We start from the raw sequence: 24,742 nt of genomic DNA, 5'->3' as shown, positions 1-24,742 counted from the left end.
GTCATAACAAATAGTAATTTATATGGAACCTGTTTAAACTTTTATTTTTCTTAGAAACAAAATAGAGAAAGCTAAATAATGTAGATTTATCCACGTTACATTTAGTGTTTCAAACCTTATTAATAAAGCTTTGAAACTATCCAGCCATGCATTTGCTTTTTCTATTTTGAATCTTCTTTTATATAACTCATTATCAAAGTACTTTTCATTCTTTGTATCCCCGTTACGGGGATTTTCCTTGATATTTCCGATAATTTCTTTTTTATACAGAATATCTCTAAGTTTTTTACTGTCAAAACCGGAGTCTGCATTGAGAAATAATCCTTTAACCTCTATATCAGCAGCATCCAAAAGACCGACAATCTCTTCTAAAGTTTCTTCAATATTATAAAGATCATGATGGTCTCCACTTATTGGCTTTCCCATTGAAAGCATTTGTCCTCGATTGTCACAGAGAAAAATACAATTAGTCGTATTGGATGATTTTCTTCCCTGATAACCTACCGATTCTCCTCCTGTTTTACTTCGGGTATGGCTTCCATCCAGCTGGATACTGGAGAGATCTAATTTGCTTTTATTATTTTGGAGAAGAGAGATCTAAATTCGTATGAAAGAACCATCTTTACTCCATTTACTGAAATAATAATAGATAAGTTGCCAGCTTATTGCTTCTTTTGAAAAGTATTCTTTAAGGCTTAATTCTCGCCATTGGCAGCCCGTTTTTAATCGTTTTATAATGAGTTTAAAGATTTTTCCTAAATCAAATCTCGTAGAAAATCCTCGTTTGCCTTTGCTTAAATGAGGTAAAATCCATTTTTCCAATTTATCTTTGCTTATGAGTTCCAGATTTTAGTTCTTTTTTTTTTGCAACTCTAAATTGCTAATTTTCTGGAAACTCTTTTTCTAATAAAGTTTAAACAGGCTTATAATATAGATTTTCTTTATTTTTAAGAAAGAGGCTGTCTCAAAAGGTAAACTAATGCTCTGAGAATCTCCTAAATGACAAAATTTGTCAGACAGGAGTCCGAGAGTGGGGGTACTATTGAGACAGCCTCTTTCATATATCATATGAAAATATTCTCAATAGAAAACGGGTAAAAAGGCAGCTAAGGTATTGTTGTCAGCCATTTCTTAAGCCACCAAAAGACTACGGCATAAACGGATTCCTTCCTAAAAGGTACCTTCCAATTATTCCGTTTCCTTTTGGTATTGTGTCGTTGTCAACCCTTCATATCTGCTTTCTTTTTTCCTGTTTTTCTTTTGAAAAATATTTAGCGAAGCTTTGATAGGTTTTGGAGATTCGGAGGAAGAGAAGCTATGTAAATGTATAGTCACAATATGGTACGGGAAATATAAGTCTCTGCCGTATACAGAGCAAACAAAATGAATTATAATATTGTTAATGAAATAAAACTGAGTTATTCACGAAAAGGGAATTGTGAGCGAGTTATTGAAAACTCGATGGATGCAGTGCAGGTTTTTCGTGAGCATTTTGATAGTGATGTAATAGACTACCGGGAATCATTTTTCACATTATATCTGAATCAGGCTCATAAAGTTTTGGGAATAAAAAAGATTTCAGAATCAGGTATTTCCTGCACTATCGTTGATGTAAGAATTATTATGCAAACAGCACTTTTATGTAATGCATCAGCCATAATTCTTGCGCATAATCATCCGTCAGGGAATTTAAAGCCTTCTGCGGAAGATTTGAGAATTACACAGAATATTAAGGAAGCAGCAAAGTTTTTGAATATCCAATTGTTGGATCACTTTATTTTAACATCTGAAAGTTATCTGTCCTTAGGAGAAGAAGGTAAAATGTAATAGTAAGTAATTAATAAAACGGTAATTGTAGTTGCCGTTTTATTAGTTTTTGGTCAAAAAGACAAACCCGATCTGATCGGGATCATCTTTTTGACAGTCTAAATTGCTGCAGCAATTTTGTTTGAAATTAGAAGCCTGCTTTGCATTTCATCAAAAGTGTTGCGATTGATAAGCGGGGCGGTATCATACCGCCCATAAGTGAGATACATCAAAGGCTATTTCTTATGAAATAGCCTGATATATGGTTTTATTGTAAAACTCTTTATGGTACTCCAGCATTTTGAGGGTTAAATTGAAAACTGAGTTTTTGCTGGTTGCCCATATTATCAGCAACCCAAATATCGAAACTTTGAGATACTGTTGATTCTGAAGTGTAATATAGTCTGAATTCTTTTTCCTGTAATGGATACAGATCATTTGGCTTCATGGCCGGATCATTAAAGATCCGTAAACTGCCTTTTCCGTCAGACTGAAAATATCGGATCGAATACGAGGTACCACTATAACTTCCGCTGGTGGTGATATGGCACCTGATTTCTACTGTTTCTCCGTTTGCAATATCTTTTTGAACTGGCATTACTATAATTTCAAAAGGGAAGTTCTGTGTAATTGCCAGTTCGTCTTCTGAACATGACGATAAACATAATTCGATTAAAAATAGGGTTGCAAATGCATAAAAAATGCTTAACCCCCGTTTGGTGATATTGATTAGTTTTTTCATAATTTTTGTTTAAAGATTAATACGTAGTCCAATTCCTATAGAACTCACCAGTTGATCTTGTGAATTTTTGAATAAGAGTCTTGCTCTGGTTGAAGCAATGATGGCAATATGGTCTGAAAGATAGGTCTCAAGACTGAGTTTGGCACTCATACCATAGATAAACGAAGATTTATTCAGTAATTTTGCTCCATCATAAAGTAGATCTTCTCCCTGATTAATATACTCGTAGCCACCCATTGCTGATAGGTTTGTATTGACCATAAAACTTTTCGTCCGGTTTGCGAGTATATTGAAGCTGTAACCAACTTCAGCAGTATAATTTTCAACAGGAATTTTTATGGACTTATAGGGCACTAAAGTTTTACTATATTCCAAACTGTAAAGCATGTAATTTCCTTTTTTGGAGAAAATGACTAGGCCAGTGTTGATAAAATAGCTTTCTGAATCCTTTTTAATAAAAAGCCCTGAATTAATTTCTATACTTTTTTGCTTAGGGATCATTCTTTGACCATAAACACTGTAACTGAGATAAAAAATCATTATAGTTATTAATATACTTTTCATCTTATTCTAATTTTAAATGTATATCGTCAACTGTTTTCGCATGAACCAGATCAGGATTCTCAATCTGAATCTTCTGATGACGCGCACTATCTTTTTCGATTAACTCAATTTCCAAAACCTGATCTTCTAAAAGGGTAAACTGATTCAGGAGGAATAGAAATTCACCGGTAGATTGATAATTTACTGGCGAAAGCATGGGATAGGTTCTAAGAGGTGACAGTATTTTGTCCTGGATAACCGTACGTTTAAGATTCTTTTTATCTACGATCTTAAAGTTGACAAAATCGATATGGTAAGAAAGGTTGCTTTTATTTTTTATATGTATTATAAAATAAAACTTTCCTTCATTTACATACAGAGATTTTAACAGAAACTGAATTCCCAAACTTTTTGAACCAATATGCCTGATCGTTCTTTTGGGAATTTCATACAGCGTTTTTATCATTAATTCAGTCAATGATGAAGATTCTCCCTTAAGTTCTTCAAACAGGACATCTGTAGAGTATTCTTTTTCCTGATTTCGTTGTAATTTCATAAGGTCATAATTCAGAGTGTCTGGGTAAGAACTGTAAAAAACATCAAAATTGTAAAATTTACCATCCTCAGTAATGACCGAAAAGTTTGTTTCTTCTTCGAAATCTCTTACTGAGGATTTTATTCTGAGAACATTCGCTATATCTTCCGCTTTATTGGCAATCAAATTTTCGCTTCCCAGATCCACGTATCGTATGGGAGATGGAAATAATAAATGTGTTGTTTTATTGTAGGTAACTTCCATCTTGTAAGCTTCCAGTTTGGCCTGAGAAAGAGATGCGAAACCTGAATTTTCCTGAGCTGCTAATCTGTAGACACCGAAGAGTATCAACAGAACAGAGAAAAATATATTAAGTCGTATTTTCATTAATTTTAATTTAAAGATTAATTATTTTTTTGAAACTAAAAGCACCTGATGCCCTGCCTTAACAGTAACTTTAGGCTGTCTTACTTTCTTTTGAAAGTATCCTGAAAATCCCTGAACCAAACCTCTGGTGAGATCGGCAGCAACCTGTTGTCCTGCAGATGGGGTCATCATAATATTGGTGCCGGAATTCTGGCTCATGTTGGATGCTATATCCTTAATAGCGGTCTGTTCTGAAGAATAGGGAATGTAAAGCCCCAACTGCCCATCATTGTCATGAATATTAATCTCGACAGGGGTTATAGTGCCTTTGTATTCAATGCTTGAAATTGCGAGTAACAGTCTTCCTCCCTGAAATTTTCCTGCTGCTTTTAACACCGTACCTGAAGGAATGGTTGTCTTTCCAAGGAGCAAACCTTGTGTTAGTCGTAAGGGCACCATACTTTCATTTACCAATGTCATGGTTTCATGTATTACTGCATGGATACTGTTGTTATTTTGGGATACAGTATTTTCCTGTTCATTCTGTAACCCCGCAAATCGATTATGACTGATGGATGCTGAAAACGTACTGTCTGAAGGTTCTCGGTACAAACTGGATACGACGTTGCGTTTTTGAAGTTGTACTGCCGTTATTTTAACTTGGTTTTCTTCAGGCTTTGCCTCAGAGGTTTTCTTTGGTTCAGGTTCTTCCTGCTGTTTTGGCGCAGGTAGATATTTTGCAGCCATCTGATAAGACTTTTCCATCAATTCTAACTGATCATTAATTCCTACAGTACTTGGAACTGCATCCTTCTGTGAAATTTCATTCTTAAGCCTGTTAATTTCCCTTTTTAATTGAGTAACCTCATGGTCGTCTTTGCTGTAAAATGAGCTTAATGTTTGTTGTGCATTACGGTAGCTGTTTAAAGCATTCTGATCTGCGTTCGTATTGTTATAAGATTCTGGAGATAGAGCGGTCAGCTGATTCGAGCCGTTTGATTCACTCCAATAATCTGAGAGGCTTGTCATAGCATTTCTTTTTTCTTCATTTTTCTGCTCCAACAATTCTAGCTCATACGCCTTCTGCTTATCTGCTTGTAATTTGTCATCCGCGGCTTGTGGCACTTCAGCATTTAAACCTACCTCTTGATTAGTTGTTTTATGATCTTTTGGTTTAAAAATAAGATACAAGGATCCTATACAAGCAATGAACATTAAAAAGTAAACGATCGGCTTTTTAAATTTTTCCCACCTTGGCTTACGATCCAAAGGTTTATTTTCGTCTGAGGAATGTATACTTCCCTCAGTGATTCTGATTTGACTTGTCTCTTTCATGGGGATGTTTTATGGGGTGAATAATTAGCTGGGTTTTCAAGCGGCTGATGTTGCATCTTTATCTCCTTTGGAATGTTATTGATATGTCCAACTGAAAGAATGGTTCGGCTTTTTGAATCTTTTGACCATAGATGAATAACCGTTAAAATCGTCATTATCGCATACGCTGCAAAAAATATCTTGGTCAAAGAGCGTTGTCGTTTAGTAGATAAGGATTTCCATTTCAGTTCTGCTTTTTTAACGAATTCCTCTATTTTTAATCTTATTTTTTTCATATAACTGTTTTTATCGGTTAACAGTTTCAACATCTTTGTTCTCAATGACATTGAATTTTTCAATCGTAAACCCCTGAGGGTTGCTGTCTGACCTCACGGAATTGACCAGTTGACAATTCGTAACAAGATTTCGGATCGTTAAATTACTTGAACGGATAATGAATTGCTTCCCATAAGTCTTTACAGCATAGGGATAGTTGTTAAAATCTGCTACTACACTGTCAATTTCAACGCGTTGTTGAATATTTCCGCTGATGATCCTGTTGTAATACCCTTTCTCAGAGAGATCCTTATAGTAATTGAATGCAGATTGGTCGGCCATATTAAAAGCTCTTTTTACATTGCTCTCAATAGCACTTTTATCAGGAGCTACTGTAAAAAAGAGTTCGTGAAAACGTCTTACATGTTCTCTGGCTTCTACAGGCCTGTTGATAGACATGTCCTGGGATAGGGCAACCATCAGTGATTTACCATTGTCAAGGACATATATCTTTTGTCTTTGTTCTTCTGCAAAACTGTACGATTTGTACACAACAATGCCGACAACTCCAAAACAAAGGATGGCAAAAACAAAGGTGAACAATCTGATTTGCTTAAAACTGTTCTCTATATTTCTTAAGGTTTTAAATTCCATTTTTTTGTTTTTTGATTATTTAAGGAGTTGTCCTGATATATTACCTGCCGCTGCGCCAGCAGTAGCACCCGCGACATTTCCTGACTTTTGTGCCATCTGGGTAACATTACGCATAAAGTTTCCGGCTCCGCCCGCCTGAATGATCCAGCCTGTAACGGTAGGCACAGTGAAATATCCAATGATTCCAATAATCATGTAGATAATGTAGACCGTATTGGAAGTATCTGGAATAAAGTTGGGATCTGCCAGCATTTCAATATCCCTTTCTATAATAAGGGATTGAATCTTTGCCAGGATAGCACTGAACATATCAGCCACCGGTAACCATAGGTATACACTAATGTATCTGGTCAGCCATTGGGTAAGCGTAGACTGAAAACCATCCCAAACCGATATGGCAAATGCAATAGGACCAAGGATCGAAAGCACAATGAGAAAGAAAGTTCTGATTGTATCAATCACCAATGCCGCTGACTGAAAGAGTATTTCCAGAAACTCTCTGAAACCGTCTCTGATATCTTTTTTAATGGCAAACATTTCGCGCTCTATATACATTCCAGACATCGTCATCAAATCAGAAGGTGACCATCCCAGTTCTTCCAATTTTTTGTCAAATTCTTCATCAGAAATGAGATATGCCATTTCAGGATTTCGAAGCATAGCCTCCCTTTCCAGCAGATCTTTTTTCTGGTGGAGTTCATTAAGATCTAATACCTGACCCTCCAGCATGGAGTGGCTGCCCTGAACGACCGGACTTAATACTCCGTTGATGCTGCCCAAGACAATTGTTGAAAAGAACATAATGCAGATTCCGATGGCAAATGGTCTGAGCATAGGAAACAGATCAATCGGTTCGGCACGACTTAATGCCTGCCAAACCTTTACGGCCACATAGAATAATGCTCCCAGTCCTGCAACTCCTTTTGCTACTGCTGCCATGTCAGCACACATCGGCATCATCTCTTCATACACGGAACGAAGCACCTCATGTAAATTAGTAGGTTCCATTTTACCAGTATTTTTGATTAACAGTACCATACAGGTTGAGAACTCTCTGCGCGTTGTTCTGCTTTTTAGCTCTCAGATAACTGACAGAGATATTCTTATTGGTGTAATATCTTACCAGATTATGATAATCTTTCACCTCTTTATATACTCTGTCAATAATTTCCATTCTTTCCTTATCATTCAATGATAGATTGGTAGAAGTGACAATCTGCTTTAGTTCTTTAAGCAGTTCAGTGCTTTCGTTCAATAGTGTTGAATAACCGTTAGCGATAGCGGTCAACTCCTGAGCATTGAAATTGGGATCATTCAGCATCTTTCCGAAATTATTGACATACATTTCGGAAACATCACCCACCAATAAAACAGTCTGCTGAACTTTACGGGCATCTTTTACTAAATTGTTTACTGCTTTCAGTTTGTCATAATATTCCTTACCCTGCTCATACACCTTTTTAACTTCATTGAAGTTCTTAACTACATTCGAAACAGTCGATGAGGTCTGTACAATTTCATTGGCGGAGTTGAGTATTCCTGAAGCCAGATTAGCCGGATCCGTAACCACAAATTGTGCTTTTGCAAATGATGTTATAGCTAATACAATAACCATAACTGTTGTAATGATTGAATTTTTCATTGTTGTAAAATTTTAATGATTTAAGTTTCTTTTGTATTCGATTTGATTCTCTTAAGAGAAATCCTCTTGATGGCATGCTCTACATTGCCATCAACAGAGGCTAGCTGCATAACTTCCATTTTCTCCGTTTCTTCTGTGGTATAAGCCAGATATTCTTCTGTAGAAACTTCTGTAGCATATACTGCGGAATGTGTTCCTCCCAATCCAATCCAGACCTCCTTATAAAGCCTTTTAGAATAATTATTCATATTGATGGACAGAACCTGTGCTTTTTCTTTGTCTGTAAGACCCAGCATTGCCTGAATGTCATCAAACTTGTTCATGTATTTTCGCTGATCCAACAGGATCTTACAGTCTGAATTGTTGATGATGCTTTCCTTAACGATAGGAGACTGAATAATGTCATCAACCTCCTGTGTGACGACGATGGCTTCTCCAAAGAATTTTCTGACAGTCTTGAAGAGATATTTAATGTATTCAGCCATTCCTTCTTTCGCAATTGCTTTCCAGGCTTCTTCGATCAGGATCAGTTTTCTGATTCCTTTCAGTCTTCGCATTTTGTTGATGAAAACCTCCATAATGATTATCGTTACAATGGGAAAAAGGATTTTATGATCCTTGATTGCGTCAATTTCGAAAACAATAAACCTCTTGGACAAAAGATCAAGCTGTTGATCAGAATTTAGCAGGTAATCATATTCACCTCCTTTGTAGTAAGGTTCCAGTACATTCAGGAAGTTGGCAATATCAAAGTCTTTTTCCCTGACTTTTTTTTGCTCTAATACTTTTTGATAATCATTTTTTACATATTCATAGAATCCGTTGAAAGAGGGATTTTGATTATTATTTTTGATCTTCTCAATATACCCACTGACCGCATTCGATAAGGCAACTTCCTCAGAGCGGGTCGGGGGCTCGTCATCTCTTTTCCAAAGTGTTAGGATGAGTGTTTTAATGCTCTCTCTTTTTTCTATATCAAAAACTCCATCATCAGTATAGAATGGATTGAAAGCAATCGGATTGTCTTCTGTATAAGTAAAGTAAACTCCATCTTCACCCTTTGTTTTACCTTTGATCAGTTCGCATAACCCCTGATAGGAATTTCCGGTGTCGACTAACAGAACATGGGCTCCCTGCTCATAATACTGCCTCACCATATGGTTGGTGAAAAAAGACTTCCCACTCCCCGAAGGTCCCAAAATGAACTTGTTTCGATTGGTAATGATTCCCTGTTTCATCGGAAGATCTGAAATATCCAGATGGATAGGTTTTCCCGTCAATCGGTCTGCCATCTTTATCCCAAAAGGTGAAGGGGAATCCTGATAATTGGTTTCTTCAGTGAATAAACATAAGGCAGGTTCTATAAACGTGTAGAAACTTTCTTCACTCGGAAAATCTCCTGCATTCCCGGGAATTCCTGCCCAGTACAATGTTGCAGTATCTGTTGTGTTATGACGGGGTTTACACTCCATCAATGCCAAGGCACTTCCGGTATCATTTTTTAGCTGTTTAAGCTCAGCAGGATTATCAGACCAACACATAATATTGAAATGGGCACGAATCGACTGCAGTCCGAAAGAATGTGCTTGATTGAGATATTTCTCAATCCATTCTTTGTTGATTTGATTGGCTCTACTGTATCTCGACAACGAATGCATATTCCTGGCTGATTTTTCAAACTTAGTAAGGTTGTCATCGCTATTGTCAATAAACAGATATTGATTGTAGATGTGATTACAGCTTAGAAGCAATCCAACCGGAGATGCAAATGAAAGCAGGCAGTCACTTCTGTCAGTACTTAACTTTTCGTATCTGCTGTGTGAAGAAACTGTGCCCGGAAGATCATCCGTATCTGACAGGGTATGCATGCTGATGCGGTTGTTACCAATACGCATTTCCTCTGCTCCTAAGTTGAGATCCTGAAGTGATGGATTGGTTTCTCTGGACAAAGTAAGATACTGCTCTAATAATCCCGACTGTTCTGCTGTCCCCGTAATCTCATCAGACGTCATTTTTTCTAAGAAAATAAATCCACTGTCGTTCATAATCCTTTCAAACTGATCAACGGCTTCCATGAATTTGCCGATCAATTCTTTATCCCTGATCTCTTTGGGAATCAAAACTCCTTTACAGAGTGATGAGAAATTACTCTGCATCCTCATCCTTTCCTTCGTAGTTTTGGTAAGAAACAGATAGCAATAATGAGTAAGGAAAGGTCTTTCGTTAAAGTGTCTTTCAAAAGACTTGGACAGAAAACTTTGACCTTCTTTCAATAAATCCGGACTGTAATTTTCCTTGATAAACCAATCCTGTTTGTGAACGATGCTGTAATCCGGTAGCGTTTTAATTGCTTTGAACCATGCCGAATGAATGGCATCATATTCTGCAGATGCAACGGTAAACAGTTCGGGAAGCCTTACCTTAAAACAAACAGTAACATCTGCATCTTTTGAAACAATACAGTTCTCTTCAACGCCAATCAGTGGAAACTTGCTTTCCAATGTTGCTGCTTTTGATTGATTTCTCATGATACAGCATTTTTGACGTTCGATTTTAGATACCTATAGATTGACTTTCTGCTGATGATATATTTAGGATGCTTCTTTCTGGCACCTAGTTTCATCAGACCATGCTCGCCATATTTATTGTTCAATGAGAAGGTCTGCCAGATCAGAAGACCCGAACCTGTCCCACCAAGAAATAAGCAGAGATAGGTATTGACTTCTGCCATGTACATGATCATTATGAATATCAATATTCCCAATAATCCGCCTGCAAATATGAACAGATAATGTGCTTTCAATCCTTTGAACTCTACCGTTCTTCCGATTCCTTTGTTGATATGATAGCTAACCATAACCGATGTTTTAAAGGAAGAATGAACGCAGGATTGTTGCGGCAACAATTAAGAAGATACACGCTCCAAACCAGCTGGCAGCAGTTTTACTGGTATCAGGATCACCACTGCTGAACTTGTTGTACACCTTGACCCCTCCAATAAGACCTACAACAGCTCCGATGGCATAAATAAGCTTAGTAGCAGGATCAAAATACGAGGTGACCATCTGCGTAGCTTCAGTGATTCCGGCGGAACCATTTCCTTGGGCATTCATACTCAATTCGATTAACAGAAGCAATGTTGTTAATACGATTTTTTTTCTTTGTCTTTTCATAGTGAATAGATTTTAATGATTATGAAAACCCGCGCTTTACGGGCTTTGAGACAAAGGTGTAGAGATGGAGAGTGCTTTCCGGGAATTATGTGTTTTCAGGAATTGTTTGGCTCTGTTATGCTTCAGAGAGAATATTTTTATTACTCTACAAAAAAATTACTTAAGCTTGAAAGAGTAATCAAAAAGAGGTCATCAAATACTAAAGAGTTTGGTAGATTATAAAAAAGAATAGAGGATTTTACATAAAATCCTCTATTTCTAAATCGCTGAGATTGCTTTTCCGCATAATGGAAGAACCGGTATTTTCTGCATGATCAAAACTCTTATCTAACAGTTGTGTGATTTCATAGGAAGCATTTTCCATAGAATTTTCAAGTAAGGTATATAATTCAGTTCCATATGTTTTCTGAACGATTGCTGCTGCTGTTTCCTTTTGAGATGGGGTAAAACTATTTTGTTTCGCAAACATCTCCACAGTTCTTAGTTCTTCAAAGGTAACCCCTTGGGCAAAACTGTTATCCTCACCAATGATTCTATATTTTTTCCATTCTTCTTCCTCGTCAATAAAATCAGGGATACTATTAAAACCACCCGGTTCTTCCTGCGGATTTGATAGATTGACATTTTCGCTGATGTCATATTCTATCTCTAAATTAGAGGGATTAAAATCAAGTTCATTTTCTTGTCTTTCGGAGGACGTGATTGTCATAGAATGGAATGAGGTTTTTGCTTCTCCCATAATATTGGCTTGTCTTTTATCATCTGTTTGTTTCTCAGTTTTATGATAAGGAACTTGTTTTTGGATAATTTTGTCATGAAATAATAACAAGATTATAATCAGGAGACATATAATAATGAGATTTTCCATAGTTTATAAGATTGGTTTAAAGTGATTGTTAAAGTATTCAGTAATCTCGCTTCCGTATTCCTGAAAATGCTGTTCAAGTATATTGTCGATATAGGAATACAGGGTTGTCCTTTCTTCTCTGGAAAGTTGTACTAATCGTAATAATCTTTCATGGTACTCTGGACGTATGTAAACCACCTTACCATTACGTCCTGAAGGAAAACGATTCGTTAAAAAGGTGTCTTCATAGTGTAGCTTTTTAGAAGTATTTGTTTTTGTTTTTTCTTTAGACTTTTGAACGGCTTGCTGGGCTGTATGATTTTGTTTATCAAGAACCGTTTGTTCACCACTGATTACCTGCATTAAATATTCTTCATCAATAGTAGGCTTTTCTAAATCGTTATTATCATTCTTTGTAGCCATCTTTCTGGTTTTATAGATTTGTGATTCTTAGAAACTCTTCAATAAATAGATTCATTCTTGTCGCTTTTAAAAGCGGATATTCTGCTGGTAACAGTGTCGATCTGAAAATATTATTTCCGATGTGATCGGATTCCTTACGAAATCGCTTACTGTCCATGATTCGCGTATCCATTATATTCATCTGAAGAGTCACAATCGCTTTTTCGTAGATCTCGTATAACCCAGTCTTTTCCCGGCCATCAATCTGATTCCAGAATAGCCACAACGCTTGTTTTGTAAGATCATGCTCACCGGAAGGAAGAGCTATAAAAGCCTTGGTAAATCCTAATGTACTTTCTACAACTAAACGGTCAGCAGTCATTGGGGCAAAAATAAAATCCATGGATTTCAAAGTCGTCAGAACCCCTTTGGTATTGGCGGTACCAGGCAGATCAAAAAAGATAATGTCCGGGACTGTGGTAGTTTGGTTACAATATTGGATTGATTCCTCTATTGCATTTTCAGCCTTACAGCGTATGATCGGATATGCTTTTTTGCTAATCAGTTGGAATTGTTTCATAGCAGCCTTTTTATGGTACTCATTCAACATGATTGCTTTTTTATCACGTTCCCTCATATTGCTTATACTATATTGTGGAAAATCACAATCCATGATTAAAACATTATATCCCAATCGGTAATGCAATACGCTGGCAAGTAATGTCGTAATGGTCGATTTTCCCACACCTCCTTTTTGAGTGGAGAAACTAACTTTTAAAGTTTTTTTTGTTGCTTTCATGATGTATGTATTTATTGTTGTTTTATAATTCCTATTGGTAAGAATCTGTATAGGTTGATTTATATATCGGAGTACTCCTATATTATCTTAAATATCTAAAGCTGTATACATTTACATCATTTTTACAGGGCATATCTGTAACTGCTCTTCTGCTTTTGCGCTTTTATAGTTTTAAAACTTTACATTTTTATGATTTACCCGTTTCATCATCAACTTTATATGTTGCTGTAAAGGAAACAATCTTCAAAACGAGTGTGGATTTTCAGGTAATTGCTGGTGTTATTTGGCTGCAATTGGAAGGGGGTAGAATTGTATATATCTGGTTGTTTCTGTTTACATTGTTGTATTGATTTTTTAGAGAGAGTTGGCTGTTTAGTACAACATCTGAAATATATTGTCGCTTGTTACGATAGTTTTTTTAATGCGGTAAATAGTGTATTCACCAGAACACGGCAAGTTGTGTTTTGAGTGCCTCATAACTGTTTTTTGTGCCTCAAAACAACTTGCCTTGCCGGGAGCTTTGAAACACTCTCCGAAGTCGAGGTTTATAATTTTAAATGGATACCTAATGAGTGATCATAAAAATAATTATAGAAATAAAGGAGGGCGAAAACCAAAATCAGACCCATGTGTTCACCGTTATGTTTTTCGGTTGAATGAAGAAGACAATAGCAAATTTTTGTCTCTGTTTGAAGTCTCAGGGATGGACAATAAAGCTAAATTTATAACGTCAGTATTGTTTTCAAAAGAAATAAAAACAGTAAAAATAGATAAAGGAACAGTTGATTTCTATATGAGACTGACTTCATTTTATTCCCAGTTCAGAGCAGTGGGCGTAAATTACAATCAGGTAGTTAAATTATTATATACCCATTTTACCGAGAAAAAAGCTGCTGCATTTCTGTATAAGCTGGAGAAACATACCGCTGAACTTTCAGTTTTATGCCGGAAAATTATTGAATTGGCTAATACGTTTAATAATGGAAATGTTGAAAAATAATAATCCGATGATTGCAAAAATTGGTAGAAGCAGTAATTTATATAGTGCCTTAGCCTATAATCATCATAAAGTTGAAAAGGGGCAAGGACAAATTTTGTTGATGAATAAAATGGTGCAATCTTCAGACGGGATGTATACAATACCCCAACTAATGAAATCTTTCGATCCTTATCTGGCTTCCAATCTAAAGACGGAAAAGCATACTTTACATATATCGCTTAATCCCGATCCGAATGATAAAGTAAGTGATGAAGGATTTGTAAAGATAGCAGAAGACTATATGAATGGGATGGGCTATGAAGAGCAGCCCTATATGGTATTTAAACACACTGATATCGATCGTACCCATATTCATATTGTTTCAGTATGTGTTGATGAAAATGGCAGGAAAATATCAGATCAATTTGAGAAAAGGCGGTCGATGAATATATGCAGACAACTCGAAAATACCTATAATTTATTGCCAGCCGCAAAACGAAAGAATTTTAAAAATAATTTGGTTTTCAAACCTGTTGATTATCAGATCGGAAATGTTAAACATCAGATAGCCTCTGTGATCCGGAATATAGCTGAGGTATATTCTTTTAAAACTCTTGGAGAGTACAATGCTCTGCTTTCAATATTCAATATAGCGGTTGAAAAAATTGAAGGTGAATTGCATGGAAAACCACAGCGGGGGTTGGTGTATTTTGCATTGGATACAAACAAACATAAAATTGGAAATCCATTAAAAGCTTCAAGGATTGGAAGAGCGGCACGGTTGCCTGCACTGGAATCTCACTTTTTAAAAAGTAAAGAATCTATTCTTCAATCGAATAAAACTGAAATGAAGGGCTGGATTGATAATGCCCTCAAACTGAGTATTCATGAAAAAGATTTTGTAGAGAAATTAAGGTCTGTGGGTATTAATACGGTAATCCGTAGAAATGAAGCCGGACGTATTTATGGAATGACATTTATCGATCACAATTCCAAAACAGTATGGAATGGTTCAAATTTGGGAAAAGAATATTCCGCTGCTGTTTTTAATGATTTATGGAAGGATCAGGAGTATTTAAAAAGACGCTCTAATGAAAAGCAGGCAGAAACGGAATCACTCCCAGTAAATCAGATTTTACCTCGTCAGCTACATCCTCTATTTGAGTTTTTAAATGATAATAATGATTATATATATGATATTGGATTAATGGATTCATTTCCCGGACTGTTACCAACAGTGCAGGGAAAGGACTATGAAGAACAGGTTTTTTCGCAGCAAATGCGGAAGCGGAAAAAAAGAAGAAAAAGATAGTCTGATGATTTCTTACCCTTAACCTTTTTTTTGCATAATAGCTTGTATTTTTTGCTGCAATTCCTTTTTATCAGGTAAATACAACTGGTATTTGGAAACAAATATTTTATTAGAAATACCACCTGTTGCATATTCGACCAATACTTCATCTTTTTCGGCGGAAAGGATAATTCCTATGGGCTCGTTATCATCCACTACATTTTCTTCAGATTTAAAGTAGTTCAGGTATAAATTCATTTGCCCTATATCATTGTGCTCGACCTGTTTTATTTTTAAATCAATCAACACAAAACATTTTAAGATACGGTGATAGAATACGAGATCAATATAAAAATGCCGGTTACGAAGTGATATTTTATACTGTCTTCCTACAAATGTAAAACCTTTCCCCAGTTCTAAAAGAAACATCTGCAGGTTGTCAATAATTTTCTGTTCCAATGCTTTTTCGGTAACACGATGACTTTGAGGTAATTTAAGAAAGTCCAGTACATAAGGATCTTTTATAGCCTCTGTGGAATCGGTTATGATGTGACCTTTTTCAGCCAGTTGCAATACTCCTTTTTTGTCTTTGCTCAATGCCAGTCTTTCAAAAAGGGAAGAGTTGATCTGCCTTTCCAGTTCGCGATAGCCCCAATTTTCAAGTACGGCCTGTTTTTCATAAAACTTCCTTGCCGTATCATCAGAAATACCCAATAAAGTAACCAGGTGAGTCCAGCTTAATTTGGCAGGCACTGCCTGCCATTTTTGATAAGCCAGATAAAATCTGCGCATATCTAAAATATTACGCCTGCCAAATCCTTTACCGTAACGCTGCCTAAGGTCTTTGGAAAGTGTTGCCAGTAAGTTACTTCCGTATTCCGCACGTTCTTCACCATGCTGCTCATATTCTACGATATGCCTGCCAATTTCCCAGTTGGCTTTCACCAGTTCAGTGTTAACTGCCTTAACCGCATTTTGTCTTGCAACCTCAATAGCAGATCCGATACTGTCCAGTAATTCAGTGTATGTTGATTGTACAGGTTTCATTGATATTTTGTTATAGGACAAATGTAAAAAATTCCTTGGTCAACAACTGCTATGATTCATGAGAAAGTAAGTTTCAGTATTGTGCCAAACGCTTCCTTATAACGCCTGATACTGCCAGTGTAGAAAGCAGACTTCTGTTACCCGATAAATTCATCATCCTAACTCTAAAAATAAATGATATGCAGGGTGAAGATGATCTACGGGGCTTAGCTAAAATTATGGCTTTTATGCGTGCTGTCAGTATTTTAATAGTACTGATGCATTATTACTGGTATTGTTATCCCTTTTTTCATGAAAAAGGATGGACATTGGAAGTCATTAACAGAATACTGCAGAATTTCCAAAAAACGGCAGGCTTGTTTTCTCACAGTCTCTATACAAAAGTTTTTACCATTGTATTACTCTCTTTAAGCTGCCTGGGAATAAAAGGAGTGAAAGACGAGAGGATAAGCTGGTCTCAAATTATGGGGTTTCTGGCAGCCGGTATTGTACTTTTTTTCTTCAATACTATTTTACTGAGATGGAATGAGGCAGGCATTCTTTTATATATGCTTTCAATGTCGGTAGGATATATTCTCCTCATGATGGCAGGGGTATGGATGAGCCGCTTGTTAAAGCATAATCTGATGGATGATGTATTCAATAATGAGAATGAAAGTTTTATGCAGGAAACCCAATTGATGGAAAATGAATACTCTGTCAATCTTCCGACTAAATTCTATTATAAAGGCAAATGGAATCAAGGTTGGATCAATATTGTCAATCCATTCAGAGCGACCATTGTACTGGGGACACCTGGATCAGGAAAGTCATATGCTATTGTCAATAATTATATCAAGCAGCAGATTGAGAAGGGTTTCTCCATGTATATCTATGATTTTAAGTTTGATGACCTTTCTATGATTGCTTATAATCATGTCTTAAAACATCAGGATAAATACAAAGTAAAACCAAAATTTTATGTTATTAATTTTGATGATCCCCGAAGAAGTCATCGATGTAATCCTTTAAATCCTGATTTTATGACGGATATTTCAGATGCCTATGAAGCAGCTTATACCATCATGCTCAATTTAAACAGAACCTGGATTCAAAAACAGGGGGACTTCTTCGTGGAATCTCCCATTATTCTTTTAGCTGCTATTATCTGGTTCCTGAAAATATATGAAAATGGCAAATACTGTACTTTTCCTCATGCCATTGAACTACTCAATAAAAAATATTCTGAGGTTTTCACGATTCTAACTTCTTATTCTGATCTTGAGAATTATCTTTCTCCTTTTATGGATGCATGGCAGGGTGGTGCACAGGACCAGCTTCAGGGGCAAATCGCTTCTGCTAAGATCCCTTTATCACGAATGATATCTCCTCAGCTATACTGGGTGATGACAGGTGATGATTTTTCTTTGGATATTAACAACCCGAAAGAACCGAAGATATTATGTGTAGGTAATAACCCGGATCGGCAGAATATCTATTCAGCAGCGTTGGGTCTCTATAATTCAAGAATCGTAAAACTTATCAATAAAAAAGGGCAACTCAAAAGTTCAGTAATTATTGATGAATTACCCACGATTTATTTCCGGGGATTGGATAATCTGATTGCAACTGCTAGAAGTAATAAAGTAGCAGTATGTCTGGGGTTTCAGGATTTTTCTCAGCTAGCAAGAGACTACGGAGATAAAGAAAGTAAAGTGATTCAGAATACAGTGGGGAATATATTTAGTGGTCAGGTGGTTGGAGACACTGCTAAAAATCTTTCAGAACGTTTTGGAAAAGTCTTGCAGAAAAGACAAAGTATAACCATCAACAGAAATGATACATCCACTTCTATATCCACTCAGCTGGATAATCTGATACCGGCTTCTAAAATTTCAACATTAAGCCAAGGAATGTTTGTAGGAGCTGTATCTGATAATTTTGATGAAAGGATTGAACAGAAGATGTTTCATGCAGAAATTGTGGTCGATAATGAGAAAGTAGCTGAGGAAACTAAATCTTATCAGAGGATACCGGAGATTTTATCATTTGTAGATGAAAATGGAGAAGACCGGTTCACATCAATGATTGAAGAGAATTATAGAAATGTTAAGCAGGATGTTATGAGGATTATTGAAAATGAAATTGAGCGTATTAAAGCTGATCCTGAGTTAAAGCATTTAATCCCAAAAGAATAAAGCAAAAATCCCCGAATACCGGGGATAAAAACTAATAACCATGAAAACTCAAATTAAACATGAGAATCAGATGCAAATTTACCGTAAATAAGTTTTTTTTACAATTCATATCATCTATAAGTTGTATCGTAAATACAGTTTGCTTCGTTTAAATAGAGTGAAAATTACTGACCTATTGGCTTTTTTCAAATTCAAATGAGACTTCAGCTTTGTCATTCAGTATAATATGAGCGTTAAAAATTTTTCCTGATTTACTTTTCATTCCTTTTATTAATGAAGTTTTACGTGTGTTAACGAGTCTTTCGATGTCATTTAATGAGATTTGTATACCGCAGATATTTCTAAACAGCAACCAATTGCAACGAGTATCAGGACACTTCACAATATGGTCATGAATAACCAAATGCTGCGTTTTGCATTTAGGGCATATAATCTTGGGAATATGTGGCTTTTCAATGTGGATCTGCAGTAATTCCTTGGTGACAGATGTTGTATAATTTTCGATTTGTTTTTGAAATTCGGATGCATTACATTCATTATTTTCTATACGTTGCATTTTTAATTCCCATTCTGCAGTCAAGGAAACATCGGCTATTTTTTTATCTTTTACCAGATCATATACTTTTAATCCTTTATCCGTTGGGATAAGTGATTTATTTTCTCTTTTGATATAATCCCGATGAATCAATGTTTCAATAATAGATGCCCGTGTGGCAGGTGTACCAATACCTATATTTTTTAATATTTTTCGCTGTTCTGCTTCTTCAACATCTTTCCCTGCATTTTCCATTGCAGACAATAGGCTTCCTTCAGTATAAAGACCAAGAGCTTGGGTTTTCTTTTCAAGAATAATAATCTCTTTAATTTTGAGCTCTTCACCTTCTCTGAACTCTGGAAACTCCTGAACATTCTCAAAATCATTTGAAGAAATAGGGGTGATATTACGCCAACCCTTTTGTAAGAATTTACATCCTTGGGCTACAAAGTCGAAATGAAGCAACTGCAAATTAATGTCTGTAATTTCTTTAATGCAAGGTTGCGAAACAGCCTCCAATAATCGGAAAGCTATTAACTCATAAATAGCATTTTCTTTTGCCGTTAGTGCTGAAGGAATTTTTTCAGTAGTGAGCAATCCATGATGATCGGTAACTTTTAGATCATTGACAATTCTTTTATTAAAGTTTCCCCAAGGAAGTGAATCCGCTGCATTTTTATAAGGCTCTTTTTCCTGAAGAATTCTTATAAGATGAGGTATTTCTGACCACAGATCTTCCGGGATGTATTGACTTCCCGTTCGGGGATAGGTAATAAATTTATTCTCATAGAGACTTTGAGTAATATTTAGCGTTTCCTCTGCACTGAAATTTAATCTTTTGTTTGCCTCTTTCTGCAGGCTTGTCAAATCAAACAGGAGAGGAGCCTGCTCTTTTACCATTTTTACATCAATGGCAGTGATTTTTGCTGTTGTGGGGCTTCTTTCCAATGATTTGACAATATCTTCAGCTTGTTTTCTTTCTGTGAATTTTAGTGTTCCAAGACTATTGAATTTAATAAAGTCCTTTTGATGGCGTAGTTCAATCTGCCAGTATTTCTGGCTGATGAATTCTTTGTGCATCTGATAACGTTTGCAGATTAAAACCAGTGTCGGAGTCTGAACTCTTCCCAATGAATATAATCCATTCTCTGCGGCTATTGTCAAGGCCTGAGTGGTATTAATTCCTAGTAACCAGTCAGCTCTGCTTCTGCACTGACCCGCATGGAACAATCCCTCATATTGACCTCCCGGTTTTAAATTTTGAAAACCGTTTTTAATAGATTTTTCCGTTAAGGAACTGATCCATAGCCTTTCAAACGGTTTTTTGCAATGCAGGTATTCATAGATATACCGAAAGATAAGTTCTCCTTCTCTTCCTGCATCTGTTGCCACAATAATACTGTCGCATACAGCAAATAGTCTTTCAATGATTTTCAGTTGTTTGGATGCTTCCGGATCCACTATAAACTGTCTGCCTTTTTTTACTTTTCTGATGGTTAATTTGAAAGGTGCGGGTAGAATAGGTAATGCCTGTTGACTAAAGTTTGAAATTCCGTAATCTTCAGGCATAGCCAATGCCAATAAATGACCAAAAGACCAGGTAACGGCATAGCCATTACCTGTTAAATATCCATCGTTCTTTTCAGTTGCTCCCATGACCATCGCTATTTCTCGAGCGACACTGGGCTTTTCTGCTAATATTACTTTCATATTGATTATTATTGAAGAGTTTATATTAGATGGTTCGTCTTCTTGTGCGAGACTGAGGTTTATCCTGCTGACTGTTATCTTTAGGGGATTGTTGTCCTTTCAGTAATGGCTCTTTTACATTCTTAGTGGTTTCATTGGTTTTACCTTCCGAATTAACCTCAGTTTGGATTTTGTATTCCTCCGTAGGTTTTGCTTGTTCTCTCACTTTGTTTGGATTTTGAAAGGAGAAATCAACTTTTCCTGTTTCCTGATTAAGGGTAATATAGCCCTCATAAGGCTGACCTTTTTTATCCACCAGTTCATCCAGATAGATGGTTTGTCCTCCTTTAAATTTCTCATACTGTTCCTCGTTTAAGTCCTTACCTCTGAATGTTCTTGGAACTTCCGAATGAGATTGTTGCTGATGCTCTTTATGATCGAACAGAAATTCCACATATTTTTTATCAGCATTAAACTGGACATGTGCATTAAAGGGTTCTCCTTTGGTAGAGATCATGCCTTCAAGATATAATGCCTGGCCTTCTATCAGCGTTTGTTTTTGCTGTTCATTTAATTTGATGCCTTTAATTTCATTGGGAATTTTTATATTCTCAACTTTATAAGCAACCAGTTCATTTGTCAGACGATCTCTGCTGATAACGGAAGGAATAATTTCATCGTTTTTTGGATTGATAAGATCCACAACGCGTCCCATATTGCCATTTTCCATTAAATTTTTCTTGTCTTCTGTGGTAAACTCATGACCCAGAAACTTAAAATTGAAATTGGGTTCTTTTCTTATTCCATGAATATTGATGACCACATCACCCTCATCATTGGTATTCAGTGAAAGCCGGGCATCCATTCTTGTAAGAGCTGTTCCGAGATTGATGGTAACAGGAACAAGTCCATTGGTTTTGAATCCTTTTAACATTGGATCTAAAGCATTTTCTTTTTCTAATTTTTCTTGAGTTAAGCCAAATTTTGACATCATATTCCAGTCGATTTGATCAGCGGAATACTGATATTCTTTTTCTGATAAGGGGTTTGTACTCATCGTATTGGTTTTTGGAGTTAATATTTTGTGGGTATTTAGAAATTCTTCACCCTCAGTACTGGGATGGGTAAGGTGGTGTTGGATCTGTTTTCCAATTTTTTCTGATTCTTTGAGTGGCGATTTAAAAAAGTTGAACAAAGTAGGATCTTTGAGCTGACTCAAAAAATTGGAGAAAAAGTTGGAGAATAAATCGCCCTGCTTATCAATCTTTAGAAATTGATTCTGATTCTTTTGAGTGTTAGGTACTGTTTTCAGGTCTCCTTTTTCATCTATTGTTTTTACAGCTTCAATCTTGTTGGTTTTGGGATTTAAAACCAATAGAATGTTGATTAAAGAAGGATCTTGATTTTGAGTGTTTTGAATGTCTTCCATGATGCTAAATATTTATTTAACATCGAAGGTAGGGTGGCAGAATCAGACTGGCTAAAGATGGCAGTAAATGGGGAAATTTGGCGTAGAGTGGCTGTTACTACTTGGAAAATTTTGATTTTTCAACAGACTTTTGTTGTAATGAGTCGAAAAATAAGTAATTTTAAAAAGTCTCTATCTGGAGACATTTTTTTCATCATTTGTGTTTTTATCCTGTTTTATTATATAAAACAGGATTTTTATTCATTCCTGAAGCTTTTAATAGATGTTCAGAAAGAATTATTCTCAAAAAGATTCATACCAATAATTTTATCACGGGCAGTGTCATAGATAAGCTCCACTGAAAAGGTTGAAACTTTATACAAAACATATTTTGATTGGTTAACTTCTCTTACAGAGATGATACGTCCATGAGTAAGAACAAAATTATATTGTGTCTGACGATCGGGCAGGTTTTGAAAATCGTAATAAGAAATGATCATATTGATAATAGATGGTATAGAGTAAATTTTTTAATTAGTCTTTGAAAACTTTTCATCGAGTATCTGAATGTTTTTTCGAATCTCAAGGAACATTTCTTTTATATTATAATTTTCAAGGTGCTCTGGTTCAAAATCCTCCGGAAATATTCCTGAAGCATACTGCCAGACTTCAACAATTTCTTCTAAGGGAATATCATAAGGTTCATAGAACGGATTATCTGCCGCTACAGTAATAGATTTACTTTGCCGGGCAGTGAATCTCTTGTAAGAAATCCCATCATTGAGGGTCACAAATATGTAGCTTTTATCAGGTTTAAGATCGTCTATATTTTCAACATATTTGCCGATAATGTAAGATCCATCCTTGAAAGGAGGCATGGAATCTCCATGGGCTGGAAAAGCCCGGTACTTTCCATTCGTTAAAAAAGGAAGTGAGATTCTTTGCAGATTTTCAATATATTCCGGATCACTGTAGCCGGATAAATAGCCCATCGATGCTTTTTGTGGGATGATTTCAATGCTGTTGTTCCCTAACTGATCCACAACAACAGGTAGGATAATTCTATTATCCGGAAGTTTCAAGATATCCTCCAATGGATACTTTCGGATATCAACGGTGAGGAGCAGATCAATACTCAAATTGAAATACTTTGAAATTCTGATCAGTATTTCATAAGGCGCTTCTGAACGTCCATCCTCATATTTTGAATACCGGACTCTACTCAGCAGAATTTTATCCGCAAGTTCCTGCTGGGATATCTTTTTCTGAGTTCTTAAAAACCTGATATTATCTGAAAAAATTGACATTGATACAAATTGTATCTGCAAATATAGTTAAAAAGATACAATATGTATCTAATTTTGTAACATGAACCGTTCGATTGTACATATGGATCTGGATACATTCTTTGTATCCTGTGAGAGGCGTAATAATTCTAAGCTTAACGGAATTCCTCTGATTATAGGAGGTGGTGACCGTGGAGTGGTAGCATCATGCTCCTATGAAGCAAGAAAATTCGGAGTGCGATCTGCTATGTCCATTCGAATGGCACTCAGGTTATGTCCGGATGCAAAAGTTATCCGGGGAGACCATGAACTGTATTCCAATTTATCTCATATGGTGACTGAAATTATTCAGGAAAAAGTTCCGGTAATGGAAAAGGCAAGCATTGATGAATTTTATCTGGATCTTTCAGGCATGGACAAATTTTTCGGCTGTTATCAGTGGACAAAAGAAATTGCATCCGCTGTTACTAAGGAAGCAGGACTTCCTATCAGTTTTGCTTTGTCAGCCAATAAGACCGTTTCAAAAATAGGGACAGGAGAATCAAAGCCTGTTGGCAGATTGGAAATCAAAGATTTGGAAATCAAACCTTTTTTAAATCCACTATCTATTAAAAAGATTCCGATGGTGGGAGACAAAACGTTTCAGTTATTATCAAGAATTGGAATTCGTACCATACATACCCTATCTGAAATGCCCGTGCTGGTTTTACAGCAAATGATCGGTGTAAACGGAAAAGAGCTGTGGAAAAAAGCCAACGGTATTGACGAGAACCCGGTAGTACCTTATTCGGAAAGAAAATCCATTTCTACGGAAAGGACCTTTACCAATGATACGATGGATGTGTCAGAACTGAAAAGGCTGATATCCGGAATGGCGGAACAGCTGGCTTATCAGCTAAGACAGGAAAAATGGCTGACCTCAACAGTGGTTGTAAAAATCCGTTATGCCAATTTTGATACGGAAACCAAACAATGCAAGGTTTCTTACACTTCTGCAGATCATACTCTATCAAGAGTGGCTTTGGAATTATTCAATAAAGCATATACCAGAAGAATGCGGCTTCGCCTCGTAGGATTGCGATTTACAGGGCTTGTTCATGGGAACCATCAGATGAATCTGTTTGAAGATACAGAACAGCAGATGAATTTATATCAGACCATGGATTACCTGAAGAATCGCTTTGGAATGGGAGCCCTGGGTAGAGCTTCAGGTTTTGATTTTGAAAAATAG

Annotated in this window: 25 protein-coding genes; 5 read left to right on the top strand and 20 right to left on the bottom strand. The window is 36.3% G+C overall.

From position 1 onward, the window contains the following. Positions 1 to 33 precede the first annotated feature (33 nt). Positions 34 to 546 carry a transposase gene (locus AC106K_RS07870; RefSeq protein WP_482444754.1) on the bottom strand — a complete coding sequence of 171 codons (513 nt, stop codon included), beginning with the start codon at positions 544 to 546 and terminating at the stop codon, positions 34 to 36. Between the two features lie 51 nt (positions 547 to 597). After that, a complete protein-coding gene (locus AC106K_RS07865; RefSeq protein ID WP_482444288.1) occupies positions 598 to 822 on the bottom strand; it encodes a transposase in 225 nt (74 codons plus the stop codon). A 561-nt stretch (positions 823 to 1,383) separates the two neighbouring features. Between AC106K_RS07865 and AC106K_RS07860 the strand changes: the two genes are divergently transcribed. Beyond that, a complete protein-coding gene (locus tag AC106K_RS07860) occupies positions 1,384 to 1,827 on the top strand; it encodes a JAB domain-containing protein (RefSeq protein ID WP_482444286.1) in 444 nt (147 codons plus the stop codon). Between the two features lie 262 nt (positions 1,828 to 2,089). On the opposite strand, the gene AC106K_RS07855 is transcribed toward AC106K_RS07860, so the two are convergent. From AC106K_RS07855 to AC106K_RS07790, 14 genes are all read right to left on the bottom strand, one after another. Further along, on the bottom strand, positions 2,090 to 2,548 hold the full coding sequence (locus tag AC106K_RS07855) for a DUF3872 domain-containing protein (RefSeq protein WP_482444284.1): 459 nt from the start codon (positions 2,546 to 2,548) through the stop codon (positions 2,090 to 2,092). 9 nt (positions 2,549 to 2,557) lie between these two features. Next, on the bottom strand, positions 2,558 to 3,049 hold the full coding sequence (locus AC106K_RS07850; RefSeq protein WP_482444282.1) for a conjugal transfer protein TraO: 492 nt from the start codon (positions 3,047 to 3,049) through the stop codon (positions 2,558 to 2,560). Between the two features lie 64 nt (positions 3,050 to 3,113). Next, a complete protein-coding gene (gene traN, locus AC106K_RS07845) occupies positions 3,114 to 4,013 on the bottom strand; it encodes a conjugative transposon protein TraN (RefSeq protein WP_482444280.1) in 900 nt (299 codons plus the stop codon). Positions 4,014 to 4,034: 21 nt separating this feature from the next. Beyond that, complete coding sequence (gene traM, locus AC106K_RS07840) at positions 4,035 to 5,327, bottom strand: conjugative transposon protein TraM (RefSeq protein ID WP_482444278.1); 1,293 nt, start codon at positions 5,325 to 5,327, stop codon at positions 4,035 to 4,037. Continuing rightward, complete coding sequence (locus AC106K_RS07835) at positions 5,324 to 5,602, bottom strand: hypothetical protein (protein WP_482444277.1); 279 nt, start codon at positions 5,600 to 5,602, stop codon at positions 5,324 to 5,326. The genes traM and AC106K_RS07835 overlap by 4 nt, the downstream gene beginning before the upstream one ends. 10 nt (positions 5,603 to 5,612) lie before the next feature. After that, entirely contained in the window at positions 5,613 to 6,236 is a 624-nt protein-coding gene (gene traK / locus AC106K_RS07830) for a conjugative transposon protein TraK (RefSeq protein WP_446105525.1), read from the bottom strand. 15 nt (positions 6,237 to 6,251) lie between these two features. Next, the gene (gene traJ / locus AC106K_RS07825) at positions 6,252 to 7,244 is read right to left on the bottom strand and encodes a conjugative transposon protein TraJ (RefSeq protein WP_482444275.1); all 993 of its coding nucleotides are present in this window, start codon (positions 7,242 to 7,244) and stop codon (positions 6,252 to 6,254) included. Between the two features lies 1 nt (position 7,245). Then, positions 7,246 to 7,878: a DUF4141 domain-containing protein gene (locus tag AC106K_RS07820; protein ID WP_115929550.1), complete on the bottom strand. Its 633-nt coding sequence runs from the start codon at positions 7,876 to 7,878 to the stop codon at positions 7,246 to 7,248. A gap of 20 nt (positions 7,879 to 7,898) precedes the next feature. After that, positions 7,899 to 10,406 carry a TraG family conjugative transposon ATPase gene (locus AC106K_RS07815; RefSeq protein WP_482444273.1) on the bottom strand — a complete coding sequence of 836 codons (2,508 nt, stop codon included), beginning with the start codon at positions 10,404 to 10,406 and terminating at the stop codon, positions 7,899 to 7,901. Continuing rightward, positions 10,403 to 10,735 carry a DUF4133 domain-containing protein gene (locus AC106K_RS07810; RefSeq protein ID WP_482444271.1) on the bottom strand — a complete coding sequence of 111 codons (333 nt, stop codon included), beginning with the start codon at positions 10,733 to 10,735 and terminating at the stop codon, positions 10,403 to 10,405. The genes AC106K_RS07815 and AC106K_RS07810 overlap by 4 nt, the downstream gene beginning before the upstream one ends. Positions 10,736 to 10,745: 10 nt before the next feature. Next, a complete protein-coding gene (locus AC106K_RS07805) occupies positions 10,746 to 11,051 on the bottom strand; it encodes a DUF4134 domain-containing protein (RefSeq protein ID WP_482444269.1) in 306 nt (101 codons plus the stop codon). Positions 11,052 to 11,289: 238 nt separating this feature from the next. Further along, a complete protein-coding gene (locus AC106K_RS07800; protein ID WP_482444267.1) occupies positions 11,290 to 11,919 on the bottom strand; it encodes a conjugal transfer protein TraD in 630 nt (209 codons plus the stop codon). Positions 11,920 to 11,922: 3 nt separating this feature from the next. Then, positions 11,923 to 12,321: a DUF3408 domain-containing protein gene (locus tag AC106K_RS07795; protein WP_482444265.1), complete on the bottom strand. Its 399-nt coding sequence runs from the start codon at positions 12,319 to 12,321 to the stop codon at positions 11,923 to 11,925. Between the two features lie 10 nt (positions 12,322 to 12,331). Next, complete coding sequence (locus AC106K_RS07790) at positions 12,332 to 13,099, bottom strand: ParA family protein (protein ID WP_482444263.1); 768 nt, start codon at positions 13,097 to 13,099, stop codon at positions 12,332 to 12,334. Between the two features lie 568 nt (positions 13,100 to 13,667). Here AC106K_RS07790 and mobA point away from each other — a divergent pair. Then, positions 13,668 to 14,099, top strand: coding sequence for a conjugal transfer protein MobA (gene mobA, locus AC106K_RS07785; RefSeq protein ID WP_482444261.1), 432 nt, complete (start codon positions 13,668 to 13,670; stop codon positions 14,097 to 14,099). 7 nt (positions 14,100 to 14,106) lie between these two features. Next, positions 14,107 to 15,390 carry a conjugal transfer protein MobB gene (gene mobB / locus AC106K_RS07780; protein ID WP_482444259.1) on the top strand — a complete coding sequence of 428 codons (1,284 nt, stop codon included), beginning with the start codon at positions 14,107 to 14,109 and terminating at the stop codon, positions 15,388 to 15,390. A gap of 18 nt (positions 15,391 to 15,408) precedes the next feature. On the opposite strand, the gene AC106K_RS07775 is transcribed toward mobB, so the two are convergent. Beyond that, the gene (locus tag AC106K_RS07775) at positions 15,409 to 16,416 is read right to left on the bottom strand and encodes a PDDEXK nuclease domain-containing protein (RefSeq protein WP_482444258.1); all 1,008 of its coding nucleotides are present in this window, start codon (positions 16,414 to 16,416) and stop codon (positions 15,409 to 15,411) included. A 179-nt stretch (positions 16,417 to 16,595) separates the two neighbouring features. On the opposite strand from AC106K_RS07775, the gene mobC reads away from it, so the two are divergent. Next, positions 16,596 to 18,593 carry a conjugal transfer protein MobC gene (mobC, locus tag AC106K_RS07770; RefSeq protein WP_482444256.1) on the top strand — a complete coding sequence of 666 codons (1,998 nt, stop codon included), beginning with the start codon at positions 16,596 to 16,598 and terminating at the stop codon, positions 18,591 to 18,593. A 172-nt stretch (positions 18,594 to 18,765) separates the two neighbouring features. On the opposite strand, the gene AC106K_RS07765 is transcribed toward mobC, so the two are convergent. From AC106K_RS07765 to AC106K_RS07755, 3 genes are all read right to left on the bottom strand, one after another. Further along, positions 18,766 to 20,838, bottom strand: coding sequence for a type IA DNA topoisomerase (locus AC106K_RS07765; protein ID WP_482444254.1), 2,073 nt, complete (start codon positions 20,836 to 20,838; stop codon positions 18,766 to 18,768). 25 nt (positions 20,839 to 20,863) lie between these two features. Continuing rightward, positions 20,864 to 22,246: a DUF3945 domain-containing protein gene (locus AC106K_RS07760; RefSeq protein WP_482444253.1), complete on the bottom strand. Its 1,383-nt coding sequence runs from the start codon at positions 22,244 to 22,246 to the stop codon at positions 20,864 to 20,866. 509 nt (positions 22,247 to 22,755) lie between these two features. After that, entirely contained in the window at positions 22,756 to 23,532 is a 777-nt protein-coding gene (locus AC106K_RS07755; RefSeq protein ID WP_482444251.1) for an XRE family transcriptional regulator, read from the bottom strand. Positions 23,533 to 23,593: 61 nt separating this feature from the next. On the opposite strand from AC106K_RS07755, the gene dinB reads away from it, so the two are divergent. Next, a complete protein-coding gene (gene dinB / locus AC106K_RS07750; RefSeq protein ID WP_482444249.1) occupies positions 23,594 to 24,742 on the top strand; it encodes a DNA polymerase IV in 1,149 nt (382 codons plus the stop codon).

This window comes from Chryseobacterium sp. FR048, from assembly GCF_056844665.1.
The sequence above is the reverse complement of the archived record's forward strand: the minus strand, read 5'-3'. Positions and strand labels throughout refer to the sequence as shown.

Excerpts from the sequence above, each read along its gene's own strand:
- mobC (WP_482444256.1), top strand. The coding sequence starts at position 16,596 with ATGCAGGGTGAAGATGATCTACGGGGCTTAGCTAAAATTATGGCTTTT.
- AC106K_RS07800 (WP_482444267.1), bottom strand. The coding sequence starts at position 11,919 with ATGGAAAATCTCATTATTATATGTCTCCTGATTATAATCTTGTTATTA.
- mobA (WP_482444261.1), top strand. The coding sequence starts at position 13,668 with ATGAGTGATCATAAAAATAATTATAGAAATAAAGGAGGGCGAAAACCA.
- AC106K_RS07860 (WP_482444286.1), top strand. The coding sequence starts at position 1,384 with ATGAATTATAATATTGTTAATGAAATAAAACTGAGTTATTCACGAAAA.
- traK (WP_446105525.1), bottom strand. The coding sequence starts at position 6,236 with ATGGAATTTAAAACCTTAAGAAATATAGAGAACAGTTTTAAGCAAATC.
- AC106K_RS07755 (WP_482444251.1), bottom strand. The coding sequence starts at position 23,532 with ATGTCAATTTTTTCAGATAATATCAGGTTTTTAAGAACTCAGAAAAAG.
- dinB (WP_482444249.1), top strand. The coding sequence starts at position 23,594 with ATGAACCGTTCGATTGTACATATGGATCTGGATACATTCTTTGTATCC.
- AC106K_RS07805 (WP_482444269.1), bottom strand. The coding sequence starts at position 11,051 with ATGAAAAGACAAAGAAAAAAAATCGTATTAACAACATTGCTTCTGTTA.
- AC106K_RS07775 (WP_482444258.1), bottom strand. The coding sequence starts at position 16,416 with ATGAAACCTGTACAATCAACATACACTGAATTACTGGACAGTATCGGA.
- AC106K_RS07815 (WP_482444273.1), bottom strand. The coding sequence starts at position 10,406 with ATGAGAAATCAATCAAAAGCAGCAACATTGGAAAGCAAGTTTCCACTG.
- AC106K_RS07835 (WP_482444277.1), bottom strand. The coding sequence starts at position 5,602 with ATGAAAAAAATAAGATTAAAAATAGAGGAATTCGTTAAAAAAGCAGAA.
- AC106K_RS07820 (WP_115929550.1), bottom strand. The coding sequence starts at position 7,878 with ATGAAAAATTCAATCATTACAACAGTTATGGTTATTGTATTAGCTATA.
- AC106K_RS07795 (WP_482444265.1), bottom strand. The coding sequence starts at position 12,321 with ATGGCTACAAAGAATGATAATAACGATTTAGAAAAGCCTACTATTGAT.
- AC106K_RS07855 (WP_482444284.1), bottom strand. The coding sequence starts at position 2,548 with ATGAAAAAACTAATCAATATCACCAAACGGGGGTTAAGCATTTTTTAT.
- traM (WP_482444278.1), bottom strand. The coding sequence starts at position 5,327 with ATGAAAGAGACAAGTCAAATCAGAATCACTGAGGGAAGTATACATTCC.
- AC106K_RS07760 (WP_482444253.1), bottom strand. The coding sequence starts at position 22,246 with ATGGAAGACATTCAAAACACTCAAAATCAAGATCCTTCTTTAATCAAC.
- traJ (WP_482444275.1), bottom strand. The coding sequence starts at position 7,244 with ATGGAACCTACTAATTTACATGAGGTGCTTCGTTCCGTGTATGAAGAG.
- AC106K_RS07850 (WP_482444282.1), bottom strand. The coding sequence starts at position 3,049 with ATGATCCCTAAGCAAAAAAGTATAGAAATTAATTCAGGGCTTTTTATT.
- traN (WP_482444280.1), bottom strand. The coding sequence starts at position 4,013 with ATGAAAATACGACTTAATATATTTTTCTCTGTTCTGTTGATACTCTTC.
- AC106K_RS07765 (WP_482444254.1), bottom strand. The coding sequence starts at position 20,838 with ATGAAAGTAATATTAGCAGAAAAGCCCAGTGTCGCTCGAGAAATAGCG.
- AC106K_RS07790 (WP_482444263.1), bottom strand. The coding sequence starts at position 13,099 with ATGAAAGCAACAAAAAAAACTTTAAAAGTTAGTTTCTCCACTCAAAAA.
- AC106K_RS07810 (WP_482444271.1), bottom strand. The coding sequence starts at position 10,735 with ATGGTTAGCTATCATATCAACAAAGGAATCGGAAGAACGGTAGAGTTC.
- mobB (WP_482444259.1), top strand. The coding sequence starts at position 14,107 with ATGATTGCAAAAATTGGTAGAAGCAGTAATTTATATAGTGCCTTAGCC.